General features: G+C 44.8%; 17 protein-coding genes and 1 pseudogene. 9 read left to right on the top strand and 9 right to left on the bottom strand.

Translation table 11 applies throughout. From position 1 onward, the window contains the following. Positions 1-48: 48 nt before the first annotated feature. From ACT7WV_RS21375 to ACT7WV_RS21385, 3 genes are all read right to left on the bottom strand, one after another. Positions 49-2,115, bottom strand: a complete 2,067-nt coding sequence (locus tag ACT7WV_RS21375; protein ID WP_445104818.1) for an NAD(P)H-quinone oxidoreductase subunit 5 — start codon at positions 2,113-2,115, stop codon at positions 49-51. A gap of 518 nt (positions 2,116-2,633) precedes the next feature. After that, positions 2,634-3,032, bottom strand: coding sequence for a thioredoxin (gene trxA, locus ACT7WV_RS21380; protein WP_463424288.1), 399 nt, complete (start codon positions 3,030-3,032; stop codon positions 2,634-2,636). 98 nt (positions 3,033-3,130) lie between these two features. After that, positions 3,131-3,847: an NnrU family protein gene (locus tag ACT7WV_RS21385; RefSeq protein WP_445104820.1), complete on the bottom strand. Its 717-nt coding sequence runs from the start codon at positions 3,845-3,847 to the stop codon at positions 3,131-3,133. A 1,185-nt stretch (positions 3,848-5,032) separates the two neighbouring features. On the opposite strand from ACT7WV_RS21385, the gene ACT7WV_RS21390 reads away from it, so the two are divergent. The 5 genes from ACT7WV_RS21390 to ACT7WV_RS21410 all read left to right on the top strand — a co-directional run bounded on the left by ACT7WV_RS21390 (position 5,033) and on the right by ACT7WV_RS21410 (position 11,492). Next, a complete protein-coding gene (locus ACT7WV_RS21390) occupies positions 5,033-6,022 on the top strand; it encodes a LysR family transcriptional regulator (protein ID WP_445105708.1) in 990 nt (329 codons plus the stop codon). A gap of 168 nt (positions 6,023-6,190) precedes the next feature. Beyond that, positions 6,191-7,750 (top strand): protein kinase domain-containing protein, encoded by a 1,560-nt coding sequence (locus ACT7WV_RS21395; RefSeq protein ID WP_445104821.1) that lies wholly within the window; start codon positions 6,191-6,193, stop codon positions 7,748-7,750. 34 nt (positions 7,751-7,784) lie between these two features. Next, the gene (locus ACT7WV_RS21400) at positions 7,785-9,197 is read left to right on the top strand and encodes an ABC transporter substrate-binding protein (RefSeq protein WP_445104822.1); all 1,413 of its coding nucleotides are present in this window, start codon (positions 7,785-7,787) and stop codon (positions 9,195-9,197) included. Positions 9,198-9,250: 53 nt separating this feature from the next. After that, complete coding sequence (locus tag ACT7WV_RS21405; RefSeq protein ID WP_445104823.1) at positions 9,251-10,318, top strand: PstS family phosphate ABC transporter substrate-binding protein; 1,068 nt, start codon at positions 9,251-9,253, stop codon at positions 10,316-10,318. 136 nt (positions 10,319-10,454) lie between these two features. Next, entirely contained in the window at positions 10,455-11,492 is a 1,038-nt protein-coding gene (locus ACT7WV_RS21410) for a PstS family phosphate ABC transporter substrate-binding protein (RefSeq protein ID WP_445104824.1), read from the top strand. A 19-nt stretch (positions 11,493-11,511) separates the two neighbouring features. Here ACT7WV_RS21410 and ACT7WV_RS21415 read toward each other — a convergent pair whose 3' ends face one another. Beyond that, positions 11,512-12,993: an MFS transporter gene (locus ACT7WV_RS21415; protein WP_445104825.1), complete on the bottom strand. Its 1,482-nt coding sequence runs from the start codon at positions 12,991-12,993 to the stop codon at positions 11,512-11,514. A 197-nt stretch (positions 12,994-13,190) separates the two neighbouring features. Here ACT7WV_RS21415 and ACT7WV_RS21420 point away from each other — a divergent pair, with 197 nt between their 5' ends. From ACT7WV_RS21420 to ACT7WV_RS21430, 3 genes are all read left to right on the top strand, one after another. Next, positions 13,191-14,465 carry an ABC transporter substrate-binding protein gene (locus ACT7WV_RS21420; protein ID WP_445104826.1) on the top strand — a complete coding sequence of 425 codons (1,275 nt, stop codon included), beginning with the start codon at positions 13,191-13,193 and terminating at the stop codon, positions 14,463-14,465. Between the two features lie 97 nt (positions 14,466-14,562). After that, positions 14,563-15,435 carry a carbohydrate ABC transporter permease gene (locus ACT7WV_RS21425; RefSeq protein WP_463424289.1) on the top strand — a complete coding sequence of 291 codons (873 nt, stop codon included), beginning with the start codon at positions 14,563-14,565 and terminating at the stop codon, positions 15,433-15,435. Positions 15,436-15,497: 62 nt separating this feature from the next. Further along, positions 15,498-16,316 (top strand): carbohydrate ABC transporter permease, encoded by an 819-nt coding sequence (locus tag ACT7WV_RS21430; protein WP_463424290.1) that lies wholly within the window; start codon positions 15,498-15,500, stop codon positions 16,314-16,316. Between the two features lie 160 nt (positions 16,317-16,476). Here the strand turns inward: ACT7WV_RS21430 and rppB are convergent, their stop codons facing one another. After that, positions 16,477-17,853: a two-component system sensor histidine kinase RppB gene (gene rppB, locus ACT7WV_RS21435; RefSeq protein ID WP_445104829.1), complete on the bottom strand. Its 1,377-nt coding sequence runs from the start codon at positions 17,851-17,853 to the stop codon at positions 16,477-16,479. Positions 17,854-17,865: 12 nt separating this feature from the next. Continuing rightward, positions 17,866-18,558 (bottom strand): two-component system response regulator RppA, encoded by a 693-nt coding sequence (rppA, locus tag ACT7WV_RS21440; RefSeq protein WP_445105709.1) that lies wholly within the window; start codon positions 18,556-18,558, stop codon positions 17,866-17,868. Between the two features lie 77 nt (positions 18,559-18,635). Here rppA and ACT7WV_RS21445 point away from each other — a divergent pair. Then, a pseudogene (locus ACT7WV_RS21445) lies at positions 18,636-18,770 on the top strand (cobalt transporter); the annotation flags it as partial. 200 nt (positions 18,771-18,970) lie between these two features. On the opposite strand, the gene ACT7WV_RS21450 reads toward ACT7WV_RS21445, so the two are convergent. The 3 genes from ACT7WV_RS21450 to dut all read right to left on the bottom strand — a co-directional run bounded on the left by ACT7WV_RS21450 (position 18,971) and on the right by dut (position 20,234). After that, a complete protein-coding gene (locus ACT7WV_RS21450) occupies positions 18,971-19,360 on the bottom strand; it encodes a type II toxin-antitoxin system VapC family toxin (protein WP_445104831.1) in 390 nt (129 codons plus the stop codon). Then, positions 19,350-19,577 (bottom strand): hypothetical protein, encoded by a 228-nt coding sequence (locus ACT7WV_RS21455; RefSeq protein WP_445104832.1) that lies wholly within the window; start codon positions 19,575-19,577, stop codon positions 19,350-19,352. Before ACT7WV_RS21455 ends, ACT7WV_RS21450 begins: the two co-directional genes overlap by 11 nt. A gap of 219 nt (positions 19,578-19,796) precedes the next feature. Next, entirely contained in the window at positions 19,797-20,234 is a 438-nt protein-coding gene (gene dut, locus ACT7WV_RS21460; protein WP_445104833.1) for a dUTP diphosphatase, read from the bottom strand. Positions 20,235-20,240 lie beyond the last annotated feature (6 nt).

The raw sequence follows: 20,240 nt of genomic DNA on the forward strand, positions 1-20,240 counted from the left end.
AGTTGTTAGTCGCTGACGAGGATCAAACGACTAACAACCAATAACTTTTTAAGAGATACCAGAGACAATCACCAGACCCAGTACCGCCCCAAAGATAATCAAGGCATAGAATTGGGCGCGACCGTTCTCCAGATATTTCAGTCCTTCACCACTTAAAAGGGTGAAGAAACCAGTTAAGTTGACCGCACCATCGACGATTCGGTAGTCCACTTCCATAACTTGCCTTGCCAAGCGACGGCTTCCCTGAACAAACAAGCGGTCATAAATGTTGTCAAAGTACCACTTGTTGAGAGATAGCTCATACAAAGGCTGGATTTTTTTGGCGATCGCAGCTGGGTCAATCTTGTGCTGCAAGTACATCAAGGAAGCAACGGTAATGCCAATCAGACCAATTCCTACAGAACTGCCGCCCATAATCAAAAACTCTGTCCAGTCAAAAGCCTCGGCTTCTCCTGCGACGGCTGCTAAAGCTTCTCCAGCGGGATGGATAAACTCCTCAAAGTAGTTGTCAAAGGGCATCCCGACCAAACCAATTAATGCTGATGGCACCGCCAGCAACAGTAAAGGTAAAGTCATCGTTAGGGGTGACTCATGAGGAAACTCGCTGTGACCACCGTGTTCGTGATCATGGGCAGCTTGAGCTTCTAGTTCTTTAACATTCATCGCACCAGGCCCAAAAGCTGCTACTGGCTCACCAGCCAAGGCTTTGAGTTGATGCCTGATGTTTGTCATATTGCCCCGGAATTCTCCCTCAAAAGTTGAGAAGTACATCCGGAACATGTAAAAAGCCGTCAGTCCGGCGGTTAGCCAGCCAATACTCCAGAGGAGAAAATTCGCTTCAAAAGCGTTAGCCAAAATTTCGTCTTTTGACCAAAAACCAGCAAAAGGCGGAATGCCACAAATTGCCAGAGTACCAATCAGGAAAGTTAGGGAGGTAATTGGCATGTACTTACGCAGTCCTCCCATCAGCCGCATGTCCTGCGCTAAAACTGGGTCATGACCGACAACTCCTTCCATACCATGAATCACTGAACCAGAGCACAGGAACAGCATGGCTTTGAAATAGGCGTGGGTCATCAAGTGGAATAAACCAGCACTATAGGCTCCGATGCCCATTGCCATCACCATGTAGCCCAGCTGAGAGATAGTGGAATAGGCTAGACCTTTCTTAATGTCATTTTGAGTAATTGCGATTGAGGCACCCAAAAAGGCGGTAAAAGCTCCCGTCCAGGCAATAACATTCATTACTACCGGGATACCGTCGAAGACTGGGTACATTCGGGCAATCAGAAATACCCCAGCAGCTACCATTGTTGCTGCGTGAATCAAGGCAGAGATTGGTGTGGGGCCTTCCATCGCATCAGGAAGCCAGACATGCAGGGGAAACTGTGCTGATTTCGCCACTGGGCCTAAAAACACCAATACAGCGAACAGTGCAGCTAGGCCGGCACTCAGGTAGCCTGATTCGACGAAGGATTGCAGGTGAGCACCCATGACATCGAACTCGAAGCTACCAGTTGCCCAGTACAGCCCCAACATACCCAGAAGTAAACCAAAGTCACCTACACGGTTGGCGACAAAGGCTTTCTGACAAGCATCTGCTGCTGCTTGACGATCGTACCAGAAACCAATTAGCAGGTAAGAACACATACCCACCAGTTCCCAGAAAATATAAACCTGCACCAAGTTGGGACTAAGTACTAGACCTAACATTGATGAACTAAACAGGCTCAAATATGCATAAAAGCGCACATAACCCTTATCGTGAGCCATGTAGCCATCGGTGTAGATCATCACCAAAAAGGCTACTGTAGTTACCACCACCAGCATCAAAGCCGTTAAGTGATCGATGGTGTAGCCCATTCTCAGATGAAAATCACCAGCGCTAGCCCACTCAAAAGTTCGAGTAAAAGGTTCGTGTCCATGAATTTGGCTCCAGAGCAAAGCAAAGGAGAGAACCATTGCTCCCCCTAATACGGAGACAATAAAGACGGCATTCAACTGCCGTAGTTGGTTAGTTGCTTTGCTGAATGAGATTAGCCCTAGACCTACCAGCATCGCTGCTGCCAAGGGCAGGACTGGAATCAGCCAGGCATATTGATAAAGCGGTTCCATTGCTAATGCCTACTTCAGATTTCGTTACTATTTTGGCAAAACGCCAGCGACTGTGACATATTCCTCAACCAAAGAAAAAGTTAATTTATGCCACTAAAAACACTAGTATAAATACTTACAGACCCTAAAAATGTCCATTTCTATCTATGGTCATATGTTGGATACAGGCCAAATCTCAAAAATTCCACCAGTAAATTAAATATTTGACTGAAACTAACTACCACAAGCAGAGTAATACAGACTCATCTTCATCCTAGAGACTAAACCTCCTACACCAATCAACATATGCCCCCCTCTATCCCCCCTCAAGCCCTTCAACCATGTGCTAAGGGTGGAAGTTAAGAAAAATCCTGCTCCCTACTCTTACTCAGGGGGAGGGCTATTAAAGTTATAAAGTATTTATACAGGAGGTCTACTGTACTGTATAGACAAAAAAAACCCACCTGATAAAGGTGGGAATCGATATCTCTAAAGCCCTATTGCCCTAGAATTTTTGATCAAGGCGTAGTCCTAGAGCTCTAGCGAACAGCTTTCTGTAAGGGATTAGTTGTAGAAACTGCACTTTGGCTCAATCGGTAAGCAGAATTAGATAGCAAATTATCCATCAGTTTTTCCAGGGCAATACGCAAGTCATCTCTTCCACGAAAGCCCTCAAGTCGCTGAACTAACTTACCATCCTCAAACAAGAGTAACGTTGGTAATGACTTGAGTCGGTAGGTATTGGCAAGTTTGAGATTCTCGTCGGCGTTAATTCTAACTAACTTGACTTGATCAATCCGTTCTGCCTGAAAATCCTGAACTATCGGGTGGATCATCCTACACAAACCGCACCAAGGGGCAGAAAAATCGACCAGCACTGGTTTAGCAGATTCTAAAACTTCCTGTTTAAAGTTGGACTCGTTCACGGACAAGGGCATGATCGTGGGCAACATACACGCTTTTTAAATTGTTTGGGATCATGCTACATCTAATTGCGATACTCTCGACAAGGGAAATCAGGAAAATGTATTTAAATCTACCAGTTGAGTTTGCCCGTAGCTCCGATTAACCAGGGATGCACCCACCAAAGCAAGAGAATAAAACCCGTGACACCCAGGTAAGCAGGACGGATAAACTCAACCCACTTAAGGGTTTGACGACCTTGGACAATTGCTAAGAAGGGAATTACAGACGTGCGAGTGCGCGCTGCTTCAAATGCTCCGCCGTACCGGGCTAACATACGCCTATCACCATGCCAAACTGCAAAAAGATGGTGTGTCACTAGTCCTATTGAGGTTAGCAGAGTGAATGTAGTACCAATCCACAGAGTATGGGCAATGCACCAAATTACTTGTCCTACCATTTGGGGATGTCGAGTAATACGCATGATGCCAGTCTCGAACAAGTGAACTTCAGGCTTTTGGATAGCGGCGATTTCCAGCAAGTTGAAAGTAGCTGGATACAGAAAAAGAAAAGAAATTGCCGAGAGCACCCAGACAAGTGAGTGAATTCCGGGGATACCCTCAACCTGCCACAACAGCAGACCATCATACCGATGATTGAGGAAGTAAATTACTAGCACTACAGCCAGTGGCAAACTGACAAGGGCGAAGATCACACGGTATAACCTTGCACCCAACCGCTGTTCACCCCAAGGTCGTAGTGCAGCTAAACCACTGTGAGCGATCGCAAACCCTAAAAGCAGCCCTACCATTACTAAGTGGCTGGGAGTCAACCAACTAAATAATCTCATAGAAATTAAACCTTTATTGACCCATCAACCACGTTTCAAACTCTAACTAAGTAAGCCAAGGAGTTAGCTTTCAAAAAAGACGGAGAACTTTACATTTCTCTAGCCTGATGCTTTTGAGTTGTCTGTTGCTTAGTTTAGTAAGCTACAATACAAACCATCCCTTATTTGTCACAGAATGTAAAGGAAATCGCAATTTGCTCTCATCTAGAGGTTAACTCTTTTTAATCTCCAGACCGAAAAGCAGAGAAAAGTGCTAGCCTCAAAGCCTAGTCTAGTATTCATCGTAGCAACAGGGTAACAGATACTTGAGGTTGCCTGACTGACGGAAAAGATTAATTATCAATCCTCTTATCAGGAAAAGTTGCAACTAGCAGAAACTTTTTGCAGTTGGAGTTCCTTAATAACCTAATCTAAGAATGAGTAACGCCAGAGACCTCTCACTTTGGAGCGTCACCAAAATAATTCTAACTGAAAAGCTATTTACCCCAAAAAACAGGAGTCGCAATAGAGTGCATATACAACAGTTAGCGTCTCAGTTGTTAAAAACCAGAAAACTTTTCCGTATCTAGGTGAGACCAATTGACTGAGCGATACTAAGAGATATCAGACACTAGTTATAAAGGAGGTCAGAAAAAATTAACTGTTCTAAGACTCTCTTAAGAACTAGACTATTAGTCCTTAAAGATTAGACTATATGATGTAGCAAAATTTGAGAGTCTGAGCAGACCACCGCCAATATAACAAGGGGTATCGAAAAAAATAGTGGCAAACTGTAAGCGAGAATAACTGGGCGTTGACAACCAAGCATTCGGACGAAAATTCTTAGCTATCTGATTAACATCCCTATGATACAAACATCGCTCTCAACCTTAGACAGGAATAAGCGAGAGAATGGAGCAAGCTGGAAAAGCTAATCCAAGGCTATCTTTGCTAGTTTTTGGAAGGTAGCCTAGAAAAGTACTAGCTTCTGATAAAACTAGTAGTTACAGTAACTAGACAAAATGGGAGTCTTATTTATAGTTAAGAAGACTTTCACGGTTAGTAGAAACCTAGCTAAATTTTTCAGCTATTGCTTTAGTCACAGGTTTTTACAGGCTAGTTAGTTGCTATAGTCCACCCTTTTTGAGTTCACTCCTTTTCCCGAAGTTTAGTCTTATGTCTGACCTACCTTTTACTTTAGATCATATGTCGGATCTGCCTTTTACTCTAGATCAACTCCGTATTCTCAAAGCAATTGCTTCCGAAGGTAGTTTTAAGCGAGCCGCTGATAGCTTGTACGTTTCGCAACCTGCCGTTAGCTTACAGGTTCAAAACTTAGAACGACAATTAGATGTACCCTTGTTTGACAGAGGAGGACGCCGTGCTCAACTTACAGAAGCGGGATACTTACTCTTAAACTACGGAGAAAAAATCCTCACCCTTTGCCAAGAAACCTGCCGCGCCATTGAGGATTTACAAAATCTTCAGGGTGGCACCCTAATTGTCGGCGCTTCTCAAACCACCGGCACCTACCTTCTACCTCGGATGATTGGCTTGTTCCGCCAGCGATATCCTGATGTCGCTGTACAATTGCAAGTTCACTCGACTCGTCGCACCTCTTGGAGTGTTGCCAATGGACAGGTGGATTTGGCAATTATCGGTGGCGAAGTTCCCGCTGATTTGCAAGAGACTCTAGAAATTGTTCCTTATGCAGAGGATGAGCTAGCACTGATTTTACCAGTCTTTCATCCTCTGGCAAAAGTCGATATGGTGCAAAAAGAAGATTTGTATAAGTTGCAATTCATTGCTTTAGACTCTCAATCGACAATTCGTAAAGTAATAGATCAAGTGCTATCTCGTTGCGGCATTGATACTAGACGCCTGAAAATTGAAATGGAACTCAACTCGATTGAAGCGATTAAAAACGCAGTGCAGTCGGGACTAGGCGCTTCTTTCGTCTCAATTTCAGCCATTGAAAAAGAGTTACAAATGGGAGTTCTTCACCGGGCACCAATCAACCAAGTAGTAGTAAAACGGATGCTTTCGGTGATTATCAATCCCCATCGCTATCGTTCCAAAGCAGCAGAAGCCTTCAGCCGCGAGATATTACCGGATTTTGCTACTCAAAAATTAGACAACACCATTTTAGGTTCATCGGTAATTGCTGCTGAAACCCTCAAAACAGCTTCTTCCTAAATCAGAAGGTAACTCAATCACCGTTTACAGAGAGGCTAAGAATTAGAGCGTTGAGTACAGAGCTTCGAGGCTAAAGTGAGAAGAGAAAGAAAAACCTGCGCCTAATTTGAACAGTGCTCTTTGAGGCACTTAATATGCCTAATTCTTAGTCCCGACGCTCTCTAGATAATGGAAATCTACTGCACCCGTCCCGGTTGCCCCAATCCCCGAAACTTCTTTGCCGATATTGATGATGAAGCTACGCTTAAAGTAGCAAAGCAGAAATATTGTACAAGCTGCGGTATGCCCTTGATTTTAGCCGAGCGCTATATTCCCTCAAAGCTGCTGGGACAAGGCGGATTTGGAACAGCGTTTCTAGCTCGCGATCGCTACACTCCAACCATGCGTCAGTGTGTAGTTAAACAGTTTCAGCCTTCTGGAAACTTAAACCCCAAACAGCTAAAAATTGCTCAAGATTTATTTGAGCGGGAAGCAGCGGTTTTAGAGGCACTCGGCAGTCATCATCCTCAAATACCCCAGTTATTTGCTTTCTTCCCCTTAAGCATTCCTAGTCTACAACCCGGTAAGAAAGACAAGTTCTTCTATCTGACTCAAGAATTTATCGATGGACAAAACCTAGAAGAGGAAGTCAAAAGTCAAGGAAAATTCTCGGAGAAGCAAGCATTAGAGGTGCTGCTGGAAATCCTGAAAATACTCAAGTTTGTTCATGAAAACGGTTCGATCCATAGAGATATCAAGCCCTCTAACATCATGCGCGAACGGGATGGGCGTCTATACCTCTTGGACTTTGGTGCTGTTAAGCAGGTAAAAAATGTTGCGGTAACAGGTTCCCCCCAGGGAAGATCAACCGGAATTTACTCTATGGGATTTGCGCCGCCAGAACAAATGGCGGGTTCTCAAGTGTATCCCTCAACAGACTTGTACGCTTTAGCAGTAACCGTAATCACGCTACTAACGGGCAAAGAGCCAGAAGAGTTATATGACTCCTACACTAACCAATGGACTTGGAGAAACTATACTCAGGTAAACGACACACTAGAGGGCATCTTAAATCGTATGCTCCTGTCAAGCCCTAATCAACGCTTTCAGTCAGCGCAGGCAGTTATTGAGGTTCTCACTACAGGCAAAGCACCACCACCTAAACCACAGCCAGCATCACCACCCACGCAAATCCCACCATCTCCTCAGAGTCATAATCCTCCTGCTGCGACAACACCTACCCCTACAGCCACTCCCCGGACACGACGTAGGCTTAGGCGTAGCCAAATCCCCAGTATGACAACCACACCCAACCCGACAGCAACTCCTGCGACACCACAGCAGGCAATGCCGTCCCCTCTGCAACCTCAAAACCCTAGCCCTCCACCCGTACCTAGGCAAAGCAGCTTTTCACTGCTAGAGGTCTTAAGTGGAGCTGCATTTACCGGCTTTGAAGGAGCATTATTGTTTATTGCCGCTGCCAGTCTTCTACCCTCACCGGGAATTAGTATAGGACTATGGGGAATGATTATGGGAGGGCTAATTTTTGCTCAATTGCGCCGCCTAATTGAAAAAATCGATTTATTGATTATTGCTGGTATCACACTAGCTGTCGTTTTATTTATCCCTGCGCTACGGGAATTACCCTCGGTAGATGTAGCGGTAATAGCAATTTTGGCGGGAGCAGGAGCGATCGCAGTAACAGCTCTGTTTCGTCTGGTTTATCATCTACTATCGCGGCTACTTTAAATGCCCGCTTGCGGCTTGCCATAAATAAAAATTTATGTCCCAGAAAAACGAAACTAAAGTTCTTCTATTTTCGTTAGTAATCACCTTTATTTTAGTAGGAGCTGGCTTGTGGTGGTTTACAAACCGTAGCAGCACAAATTTGCCGCAGAGTAATCCACTGGCAAGTTCTGGGAAAAGCTCAGCTGCATCCAATCAACCAGTTAAGGAACGTATCAGCGCAGGAGAGAGACTTTTAGTTTCCTCAGTAGTAACACCAGAAAAAAAAGCCGCCGCCGAGGCGATTAACAAGGGTAATTACGAGGTTGCTATTTCTGATCTTGAGGCTTCTCTCAAACGCGATCGCAACGACCCTGAAGCCCTAATCTATTTAAATAATACTCGCATTGGCAACCAAACTTCTTTTAAAATTGCGGTGTCTGTTCCCCTGGGTTCCCAAGAAAATCCTGCTCAAGAAATTCTGCGGGGTGTCGCTCAAGCTCAAAATGAAGTTAATCAAGGCCGTGGCATTAACGGCATTCCGTTAAAAGTACTAATTGCTAACGATGATAATAATCCCGACGTAGCTAGACAAATAGCACAGGAGTTAGTAGATAATACCGATGTCTTAGGAGTAGTTGGTCATTTCAGTAGTGATGTAACTGCCGCAGCACAGGACATTTATCAGCAAGGGCAGTTGGTACTCATTTCTCCTACTAGTACTGCTGTAGAACTGTCTAAGGCTGGTAGCTATATTTTTCGCACAGTACCGAGCGATCGCTTTGCCGCCAGTGCACTATCTCGTTATATGCTGAGTAAGTTAAAAAAACAGAAGGCGGCGGTATTTTTCAACTCGGATAGTAAATACAGTCAATCTCTTAAAGACGAATTCACCACTGCCTTATTAGGAGATGGCGGACAGGTGATTGCTCAGTTTGACTTTAATAGTCCCAGTTTTAATGTTGCTAATAATGTAGACCAAGCCATCAAGCAGGGTGCTGAGGTATTGATGCTAGTTCCCAATCCAGCCACCCTTGATCAAGCTTTGCAAGTAGTGCAGGTAAATGATCAACGTTTGCAACTGTTGGCGGGAGACAGTGCTTACAATGCTAAAACCTTGCAAATAGGTCGCAATGATAGTGTGGGCATGGTCTTAGCCATCCCTTGGCATATTCTGGGTAACCCCCAAGCTGCTTTTCCTCAAGCCGCTAATCAACTTTGGGGAGGAGAGGTTAACTGGCGCACAGCACTTGCCTACGATGCCGCCAAAGCATTCATCGCTGGTATTGAACGCAGTCCTAGCCGCACTGGTGTTCAACAAGCGCTAGCCTCGCCTGACTTTTCCAGCAGTGGTGCTACGGATCAGATTCGGTTTTTCCCTTCAGGCGATCGCAACCAATCAGTGCAATTGGTCACCATTCAGGCTGGATCTCGCACCAGTTTCGGCTATGAATTTGTGCCAGTGCGTTAAGACAGAAGGCAGGAGGCGGAGCAATACTCTCAATTAATAGCTTCTAAACTTACATGTCGCAAAAAAACGAAACATTAACCTTAGTCTTAGCTCTCTTAATTACGGCAGCTTTGTTGGGTGCCGGTTTTTGGTGGTTTACTCGTGGATCTGGCTTGTTATCTCCCAAGACCAATCAGAACGCACAACCGCAACCACAAACAGCTCAAACACAAAATTCTAGCAGCCAAGCAACCGAAACCAGTCAAACCTTAGCCCAAGTACCAAACGTTCCCTCAGGATTGTTTAACTACGGCGGTAGCACTTCTTGGGCTCCTATCCGACTCTCTGTAGATTCAGCCATCCAAGCAGCGCGACCAGAAATTCAGCTGCGCTACGTGGATCCTGCTAGTAGTGCGCCTAGTTCCACTAAAGGCATCGAAATGTTAATTGAGGGAAAATTAGCTTTTGCTCAGTCTTCACGACCCATCTTGGATCAAGAGTACAGCAGGGCACAGCCACGTGGTTTCACCCTCCAACAAATCCCCGTCGCCATCGATGGTTTAGCCGTTGCGGTTAACCCTAGTCTGAATATTGCGGGTTTAACTCTTGAACAACTTAGAGCAATATACACAGGTGAGGTTACTAACTGGCAACAGCTAGGAGGGCCAAACCTTCCTATTATCCCTTACTCCCGTCCAGTAAATTCTGGTGGCACAGTTGAGCTTTTTAGGGAAGACGTTTTGGGGGGTCAAGGATTTGGTGCAAACGTTCAGTTCGTCCCTACTACCACAGAAGCTTTACGGGAACTAGGTAACAATACCGGAGGTATCTACTTTGCTTCTGCACCGGAAGTTGTTCCTCAATGTACAGTTAAACCTTTACCTTTAGGTCGCACTGCCAATCAGTTAGTTGCTCCTTACCAAGAACCCTTGGTTGCAGCTTCCCAATGTCCTAATCAACGAAATCAGCTTAATATCAACGCTTTCCAAAAAGGTGAATATCCCCTTACTCGCAATCTTTTTGTCGTTGTCAAGCAGAACGGACAAGTTGAGGAGCAAGCTGGTACTGCCTATGCTAACTTGCTATTGTCTAATCAAGGTCAGGAATTGATTAGTCAGGCTGGATTTGTCAGAATCCGCTGAGGAAATGATTGAATAGAGTTGTCTGGAAAATCGGTTTGAAAGTTGCAGGTTGCAGGTTAGGAATTTGCCAAAACCTCATAGAGAGTATTTGCTTTCCTCAGACCTAGGTTTTTTCTTCAAACTCCAAGAGCTATCCATGTCCAATAATAAAGAAACCACCGTTCTTGTTTTAACCCTCTTGATCACATTGGGGTTAGTCGGTGGAGGTATCTGGTGGTTTTCCCGAGGTTTCAATCTTAATTCAGAGCAAATATCGAGCAATCAAGCAAGTTCATCTCAGAATACTAAAGCCGTTGAAAACTTTGTCAAAGTACAGAATGTACCAGCAGGGCTGTTTAGCTATGGTGGCAGCACGACTTGGGCACCAATCCGCAAAGAGGTAGACCCAGCAATTCAAATCGTCTGGCCCAACTTCCGGTTACGTTACACCGACCCAACTAGTGGGGCACCTGGTTCGGGAACTGGTATCAAGATGTTATTAAACAACCAACTCGCTTTTTCTCAGTCCTCTCGTCCCCTCAAAGATGAAGAATATCAGCAGGCGGTACAACGAGGTTTTACCCTTAAAGAAATACCTGTGGCAATAGACGGAATTGCGATCGCAGTACACCCAGATTTGAAAGTTCCCGGTTTAACAATTACTCAACTCAAAGATATCTACACTGGTAAGCTGACCAACTGGAATCAGTTCGGTGGTTCTAACCTGCAAATTACTCCCTACTCACGGCGTCAAGAAGAGGGTGGAACGATTGAATTCTTTGTCGAAAATATTCTTGGAGGTGAGGATTTTGGTCGTAATGTTAAGTTTATTTCTACGACTACCGAAGCTTTAAGAAAAGTAGCCGACAATGTGGGTAGTATCTACTACGCTTCAGCACCAGAGGTAGTACCCCAATGTACGGTAAAGACTCTTCCTGTTGGACGTCAAGCTGAGGAGTTATTTCCTCCCTATCAAGAGCCTTTTGTACCTCTTTCCCAATGTCCTAATCAACGCAATCAGCTCAACTTTGAGGCTTTTCAAAGCGGAGAATATCCAATTACTCGCCGCTTATTGGTAATAGTCAAAGAAAATGGTCAGGAAGATGAGCAGGCGGGCTTGACTTATGCCAATTTGTTACTAACAAATCAGGGTCAAGAATTGATCAACCAATCTGGATTTGTCAGGATTCGTTAAGTCAAAAATTGTCTATCTTTTAAAAGATTTCGTTCATTTTAAGTCGAACTTTTACCAGTAAAAAAGCTCGCATCATTTCTCTCAGGGATTTTCCTCGCTGTTCTCGCACCAAGATTAAAGGAAGCAAGGCTGCTAGTCGCACCACACTAGATAGGGCAAACAATCCTGGTAAGCCTCCATAGTCAGCCAATTGAGCAAGAAAGCCTCCCGCCGTTGTGCCTAAAGCACCACTAACACCAGCAATGGCAGCCGTGAGCGCAAAGTAGAGGGACTGATTTTCTAGAGGTGCTATTGCTATCTGCATATTATTGTTGCACAAATCAATCGCAGCCCAAATACCACCGCTCAGAAGATGTAACAAGGGCAACCAGAGCCAGATTGAAATTGAATTAGTATCAGTTCCTAACCACAACAAAGGCGTGAGAGCTACTAGAATACCTACTGAAATTAGAATTGCACGGTTACCAATGCGGTCTGCCACTTTGCCCCACAGCATCATCATCAGCAGATGAGTTCCGGCATTCAGACTGCTATAAAGCGTTACCCATCTGACATCTAAAGCCAGAGTGTCTAACATGTAGAGATTGAAAAAAGGAGCACTCAGGTTAACAGCAAACATCCACAGACTAAAGTAGAGTAAAAACATTAAGAAATTAGAGTTCTTCAGGATGCTACTTTGGGAATTAAGCTGGGTTTTTGGTAAATACTTCGTAGTTTCTGGATCAAGATCATCATTATTAGCTGATTGAGTGGGATTACAGGCAAGGGATTTTTGGATCTGCGGGTTAACATCTACCATGAAATACTGAAACATCAGGCTGATTAAACCCGCCACAATACCCAAACTGAGTACTGCACCATAACCCTGGAGACTGCCACCGGGCCAGGTGGAGACGATCAAACCCATTAAAGGTAGGCAGGCTAGATTGGTTAGGCTAGCAGCACTGTTGCGAATACCAAAATACCGCCCCCGTAATCGCCGAGGAACTAAGGTTGCTAACCAACTGAACCACGGCGCACTTCCCAGTGCTCCTAAGATATGGCTTACCAAGACTACGCTTAGTGTCCACTGTACTAGTTGGCGTGGTTCAGTATTGCCCCAGCTAGTTATGCCAATCCCCAACACCAGAATCAGCCAAAGTATTCGGGAAATGCCGTAAATCCACAGACAATAACGATGGCGACTCTTAGTGCGGTCAGATATATAAGCTCCCAAGGGCTGAATTAAGTTCACCACCATGGGAATAGAGGAAAGCATACCAATCTGTATAGGAGTTGCATCTAATTCCACTAAGAAATTGCTCAGCAATACACCCCCAGCCACGTTGGAGAAAATAGTAGCAAAAACACCATCTAAAGTAGAGGCTCTCAAGCTAGTACGAATGGCGTTTTTTGTTCCAGGGGGACTAGGCTGGACAACTAGAGGAAAATTTGGTTCTGCTGCTGCAATTTGGGGAATTTCTTTTAGAGGAGCGATGGTTTCATTTTGCACAAAGTTCATTGCTTATCTCTATTGGTAAAAATCTCGTCATTAGTACAGCTAGAGAAGAAATTGTGGCTCAATTAATGACTTCTGCTCATCTTCCTCGTCGAGAGATATTTAACATCAACTTTTGGTCATTTTAGCCTGCATTTCTCTACAAAAGTTCAGATTTCCAAATATTGCTTTTAGGTTATTTAATTAAAATGTGAAATACTATGAAAAAGGGATTGCTTAATTTTTTGGCACTGGCGCTGACCATTGCCCTTATTCTCATCACATACCAGAGCTGTTTGCTCATCCCAGAGTCAGACATTCACGCCCCAGTCATCATTAAACTTAGTGGTTGGGGAGCAAGTCCCAGTGAGCAAGCGCTCTTGAAACAGGTACTGCAAGACTTTGAAGAAACTCATCCCCAGATCAAAATCAAGTATGAATTAATTTCTACTCAATATATGGACGTGATCAAGACTCGGCTAATTGGGGAAGCTGCACCCGATGTCTTTTATCTAGATGCCTTTGAAGCTCCTTTCTTAATGAGTAAGAATGTACTGGAGCCTCTAGAAACCTACATCACACCAGAATTTGATTTGACTGATTTTGAAGACAAACTGCTAGATGCTTTCAAGTACCAAGACAAGATTTATGGTTTACCAAAGGATTATTCGACGCTTGCTTTGTTCTACAATCAAAAATCTTTTGCAACCGCAGGCTTAGAAAGTTCTCCTACTACTTGGGATGAATTGCTAGCTTACTCAAAACAGTTGACGATTGACATTAACCAAGACCAACGAACCGACCAGTATGGTTTTGGTGTACTACCAAATCTAGCTCGTCAAGCCTATAAAATAAAAGCATTTGGCGGTCAATTGGTTGATCAACAAGGCTATGCTACATTCGCCACTGAAGCAAGTCTCCAAGGCTTACAGCTAGTAGTAGACCAGTATCGTCAAGATCGTTCCTCGGCTCAACCCTCAGATGTGGGGACGAATTCGGGCAGTGAAATGTTCGGTCAAGGAAAGGTGGCGATGGTAATTGAAGGTAACTGGGCAATTCCTTATCTGTCTACAACCTTTCCCAAACTAGAATTTAGTACGTCTGAAGTCCCTAGTATCAACAACCAGCCTGGAACAATGGTATTTACGGCGGCCTATGTGATGAACAAACAGGCTCAGCACAAAGCTGAGGCTTGGGAACTTATCTCTTACCTAACGGGCAAAGAGGGTATGCAGAAATGGACTAGTACGGGGTTTGCTCTCCCTACTCGCAAGTCCGTTGCCGCAACCCTAGGCTATAATCAAGACCCCCTAAGGGCTGCATTTGTAGCAGGTATTGCCTATGCAACGCCCTGGCAAGCAGGCGAACATTTGCCGACAATTATGAGTAGCTTTGATAATCAGTTCGTTAGCGCCATCCTAGGTGATCAAAGCTTGGAGCAGGCAATGGTTAGAGCACAGGAAAGTGCTAATCAACAAATTAAGGCGAATGAGTGATGGAGTCAAATACTACCCTCCGCCACAAGGGGTAAATTCTGAACTGGTAGGAGGCTGGGACGTGTGGGGAATTAGCAGGCGACTGAACAGGCGCACCATGAATATTAAAGAAGATCTAGCTGGCTACCTGTTTATGGCACCAGTGATTCTGATTTTGGGAACCTTTGTGCTGCTGCCAATTGGCTACGCGATCTTCCTTTCCTGGCAAAAAGTGCAACTTTTAGGTGGGATAGAGTACGAATTTGTCGGTTTTCGTAATTTTGTGCGCCTCGTTGCTGACGATCGCCTCTGGATTGCTCTGAAGAACACAGCCGAATATGTTGCCATTGTAGTTCCCGCTCAAACCATCCTGGCTTTGGTTTTGGCGGTGACGCTTAATTCTGGGATTAAAGGGAAAAATTGGTGGCGCATCATTTACTTTCTGCCGACAGTTACCTCTTCAGCCGTCCTCACCTTGATTTTCATGTGGATTTATAAAACCGATGGTTTGCTCAATCATTTTCTTGCCTTCTTACAACTGCCAACCTATAACTGGTTGGGTGATCCAGCAGTTGCTCTTAAAGGCATCATGCTGATGAATATCTGGTCAACCACTCCGTTTTATATGGTGATCTATTTAGCTGCTCTCCAAGATATCCCTAAATCTGTCTACGAAGCAGCAACTTTAGATGGGGCAAATTGGTGGCAGCAGTTTATCCACATTACAGTTCCCCTGCTGAAACCAGTCACTTTTTTCGTGGTCACGATGGGAGTAATTGGCACCTTTCAGCTATTTGATCAGTCCTATATCTTCTCTGGAGGCTCCGGAGGACCGAATAACGCCACACTGACGGTAGTGCTGTTGATCTATCAGTATGTTTTTAGAGACTTGCAGATGGGCTATGCGGCTGCGATCGCTTTTATGTTAGCAGCATTAATTATTTCCGTAACCCTAATTCAGCGTCGCTGGTTGGGAGGAGAAAAACTGTGATTAAACAGCGACCAACATCTACTTCCAGACAGGCTCGCGTTATTAGCGTACCAGAAAAGCGAATGTTCTGGCTTCGAGGACTTTTGTATGTTCTGCTGACTCTTTACGGTATAGTCACGCTCATCCCTTTTTTGTGGGCGCTTTCTGCCTCTTTTAAGCCCTTATCTGAAATTGTCAGTGGTGGAACAAACTTCCTGCCTAAACAGTTTACCCTTGACAACTATCGGCAAATTTTCCTACAGGAACCGCTATTTCTCCGCTGGTTTTTCAATAGTGTAGTGATTGCCGTCAGCGTAACGACTTGCAATTTACTGCTCAATTCCATGGCTGGTTATGCCCTAGCTCGTATTAGCTTTCGAGGCAAACGTTTTTGGTTCTTCTTGATCTTGGCAGTGCTAGCAATTCCAGCTCAGGTAACCCTAATTCCGACTTTTTTAATTCTCAAGGCTCTCGGATGGCTAAATTCTTACCAAGGCATGATTGTGCCCAGCATGATCAATGCCACTTTCATCTTTATGATGAGGCAGTTTTTTGTCAATTTTCCCCAAGAACTAGAGGAAGCAGCCCAACTTGATGGCTTAAGTCGCTTTGGTATTTTCTGGCACATCGTATTGCCTTTAGCAAAGCCTGCACTAGCAGCACAGGCGGTTTTTGTATTTATGGGAAGCTGGAATAATTTCTTGATGCCAGTAGTAATCCTCTTTGACCCAGAAATGTTTACCTTACCTTTGGGACTAAATACTTTTAAGGGCGAATACATCAGTTATTGGAACTACATCATGGCGGCTTCTATGGTTTTCACCTTACCCGCCCTTGGTATTTATGCCTTTTTTAATCGTTACTTTATTGAAAACGTCACTTTTACTGGAGGCAAAGGTTAGAGATCAGTAATACCTTCGGTTTTATCGGCGCGATGACAAGCAACAGTAACACTTTTTTGGTCAGGTAGGAAGTTTAGCGTTGGGCAAGATACGGACATTGAGTTGAGCAATGCAGACATCATAATCCCAAAACAACTGATGTTTGTCAGCGCTTTAGCACTTACATTTGTAAAGGATGAGCGGCTAACTGGAGCGTAAAGGTACTACCCTGATCAAGTTGGCTTTCCACGCTTAACTTACCGCCATGGACTTGGGTAATCGCTTGCACAATCGCTAACCCTAATCCTGTGCCGCCAGTTTTGCAGGAGCGAGCGCTATCAACTCGATAAAAACGTTCAAAAATGCGGGGCTGCTCAGTAGGTGGAATTCCAATTCCGGTATCTTTTACCGTGATAAATGAGGTGCGATCTCGCTGCTCTAAACTGATGTTAATACATCCTCCAGACGGCGTATAATGAATTGCATTAGCAATCAAGTTGGATACTAATCGATAGAGTTGCTGCTCGTGTCCTAGAACATAAATCAGATGAGCAGGAATGTGGCTGGAGAGTTTAATATCTGATGCGACCGCAAGCTCTAAAAACTCTTCTGATAAATCACTAATCAGGTCGTTGAGACAGCAAGGTTTAAACTGTTCTGAAGAGGTATTTTGTTCAATACTGCTTAGTAATAATAAATCAGCAATTAAGTGGCTCAAGCGTCGTCCCTGCCGTTCAACTGTTTGGAGCATTGTTGGAATATCCTGCTGATTTGACGGCTGCACTCGTAAGATGGCTTCCACCGTTGCCAAAAGACTGGCAAGGGGCGATCGCAGTTCGTGGGCAGCGTTGGCAGTGAACTGTTGCTGTTGTTGATAGGACTGGTAAATCGGCTGCATCGCCAATCCTGAAAGCCACCAACTAGAGACAGCAACCAAGCCGAGGGCAAGGGGAAAGCCGATTGCAAAAATCCATTGAACCCGTCTTACTTCAGCATCGAAGGGTTCTAGCGTGCGTCCAATTTGTATGTAGCCCCAGGACGGATGGGAGCTAGTTTTAGCTGTCACATGATGGGTATTGGCGCTGTGCAAAATCGTGGTGAATTGGTGATAGCGAATGCCGTCAGCACTACGCCAGGTTTGCCAAGTAGCCGGATTTAAGGTTTGGGTTAGATGTGAGGCTTGATTAGGCGAAAAGGCGAGGAGTTTACCTTGATGATCAAACAGGCGAATATAGTACGTGTTGCGATCGCTAATTCCCGTCGTATGTCTTTGAATCAGCGTTGGATTAGTGTTACAGGGTTGTCCAACCAAACACAATTCAGGCAAAATCTGCTGCAAAATCGCTGTAGGGTCTTCTGAAGCAGGCAGAATCGGTTCAAGACTATCATGTAGCGTTCCAGCAATCGACTCAATTTCTCGTTCCAAAGCTGCCCAGTTTGCTTGAACAAGTGCTCGATACATACCAAACCCAGATAGGCTTAAAATTACCCCCATCACTCCTGCATACCAAAGTGCTAAGCGGATACGGCTGCGGCGAAACAGTTGATGGCTGTTCATAATGGTGGCTGTTCACAAAGATGTGTTGAATCGATAGCCCTGAGCGGGAATCGTTTCGATTGGGCAGTCGCAGCCATAACTGGCTAACTTGCGCCGCAACAGCCGCATTTGTGCCGCGACTACATTGCTCATTGGTTCCTCTTCTAAATCCCAAAGTTGATGGCGAATTTTACTACCTGCAATGATGCGATCGGGATTTTGCATTAGATAGGCGAGTATTTGAAATTCCTTGACCGTTAAAGGAATCATTTGAGGGGGTTGGGTTAATTTGTTGCATAGTGCATTGTTGGCGTAATCCAGGGTAAATGCACCAATGGTAAGCGATTGTGGTTGGAGGTTGGGCGATCGCCGCTGAAGTGCCCGCAGCCGCGCCAGCAGTTCTTCCATGACAAACGGTTTGACCAAGTAATCATCAGCTCCAGCATCCAGCCCTGCCACGCGGTTTTCAGGCTGGCCAAGGGCTGTGAGCATCAGCACGGGTAAGGGATTTTGGCGCAATCTGAGCCGCTGACATAACTCTAATCCCGACATCTCCGGTAAAAGCCAGTCGATGATTGCCACCGTGTAGTCAGTCCACTGGCTTTCGAGACAGTCCCACGCCTGAGCACCATCCGGCACCCAATCCACCACATATTTTTCGCTAACCAAGACTTGCTTGATTGCCAGTCCCAAATCCGCTTCATCTTCTACCAGCAAAACTCGCATTGCTCTGAGGAAATCAACCACGAGCTTGATTTTATCGAAACAGTTGCCATTTCACCTCAATTTCATCTGCCCTTTGGCAGACTCTAGTTTTTGTGCAGTATGAGAATTTTTATGAGCCAGTAGAAATTACAACTGGCGCGACCAAAGGCGAACTAATCACTGTTACCAAAGAATTGCCAGTTGGGGAAAAGCTAGTTACCCAAGGTAGTTTGTGAGTTCGAGATGTTTACTAGCGGCGGGTGAAGCGGGTCATTAAATACGCCACTTACCGATTCTTGTAGCATATAGTGCAAGTATACTGAGTGAAGTGGTCGATTTAACGGTGAAGTTGTGCGGCGGCAAGCAACCTTTGCATCCACACTGAGGACTTTCGGCAGTCCGCTCCGACCGGGTTGTTATGCGGCAGCTTTACTCACCACGCTACTGTTTGTAGACTCTCCACTTCTTGAAAGTGAGCATCGCGTGTTACTAGAATCAGAGCGTGTTGCAGTGCAAGAGATGCAATCCAGACATCGTTCTCAGGTAACGGACGACCCTTGAGCCTTAACTTGTTTTTGACCTCACCGTATTGCCGTGCAGTTTCAGCATCACATCCCAATATCGTGCTGCTAGCAACTAGCTCATCAACTCTTGCCAAATTTGCTTCAACTCGCCCTGACTTTCTGGCTCCATAACACAACTCACCAATCACAAAACTTGGAATGAAAACTTCGTTGGCTTGAGCAAGATTGCTTTTGACGATCGCTTCATCTGCAAAAAGAGCAATGATGATGTTGGTATCGAGCAAATACCTACCACTCATCGACATCTATCCGTTCACAATCCTGCTTGATCGCCTCACGCATGACCTGGAGATCGTCCGAAGGAATTGAACCTGCAAAACGTAGCAATTGCTGCCCTGGAGTTCCTCGAACTTCAGCTTTTACTAACGCTTGAGTAAATTCAAGCACTCGTTGTTGCAAGTGCTGCGGCATTATTTCTAGCCGTTTGATTACTTCATTGATAATGGAAACACTCATTCTCTCCTCCTTTTCTCAAGGTCGTAGATAATCGCTGCGACCACCTTTGTCAGTCTGCTCCAACCGGCTTGTTATGCCGCATCAGCTACGAACTAGATTACGCTTCATCTCTCAGCTTTTGCAATGGTTTGTCAACCAAACTACGTTTCTGAGTAGAATTATGTGACTAATATTTTTTATGAATCGGAATGCTCCTATTTGACAGGCTCAGACTTCTCACTAAACCCCAGTCGAACCAAATCCACCTTCTCCTCTAAGAGTCTCTGACAAGCTATCAACTTCCTCAATCTCAGCTCGAATTACTGGTGCAACAACCATCTGAGCAATTTTCATACCTTTGAGTACTTTGAAAGAATGCTTGCTGTGATTGATAAGGATTACTCCAATCTCCCCTCTGTAACCTGCATCAACGGTTCCTGGAGTATTTAATACTGTAATCGAGTGTTTAAGAGCCAAACCACTTCTAGGTCGAATTTGCGCCTCAGTTCCCTGTGGTAGTTCTACTGAAATACCCGTCCCTATAAGCATAGCCTCCCCAGGAGGAATCTCTCGTTCCTCAATTGCAAACAAATCTAATCCGGAATCATCTTCATGCTCATACTTGGGCAAACTAGCAGAATCGACCAATCTCAAAATCTTAATTTTGACCTTTTGCATTTGACG

It is taken from the genome of Symploca atlantica LB2515 (assembly GCF_052546295.1).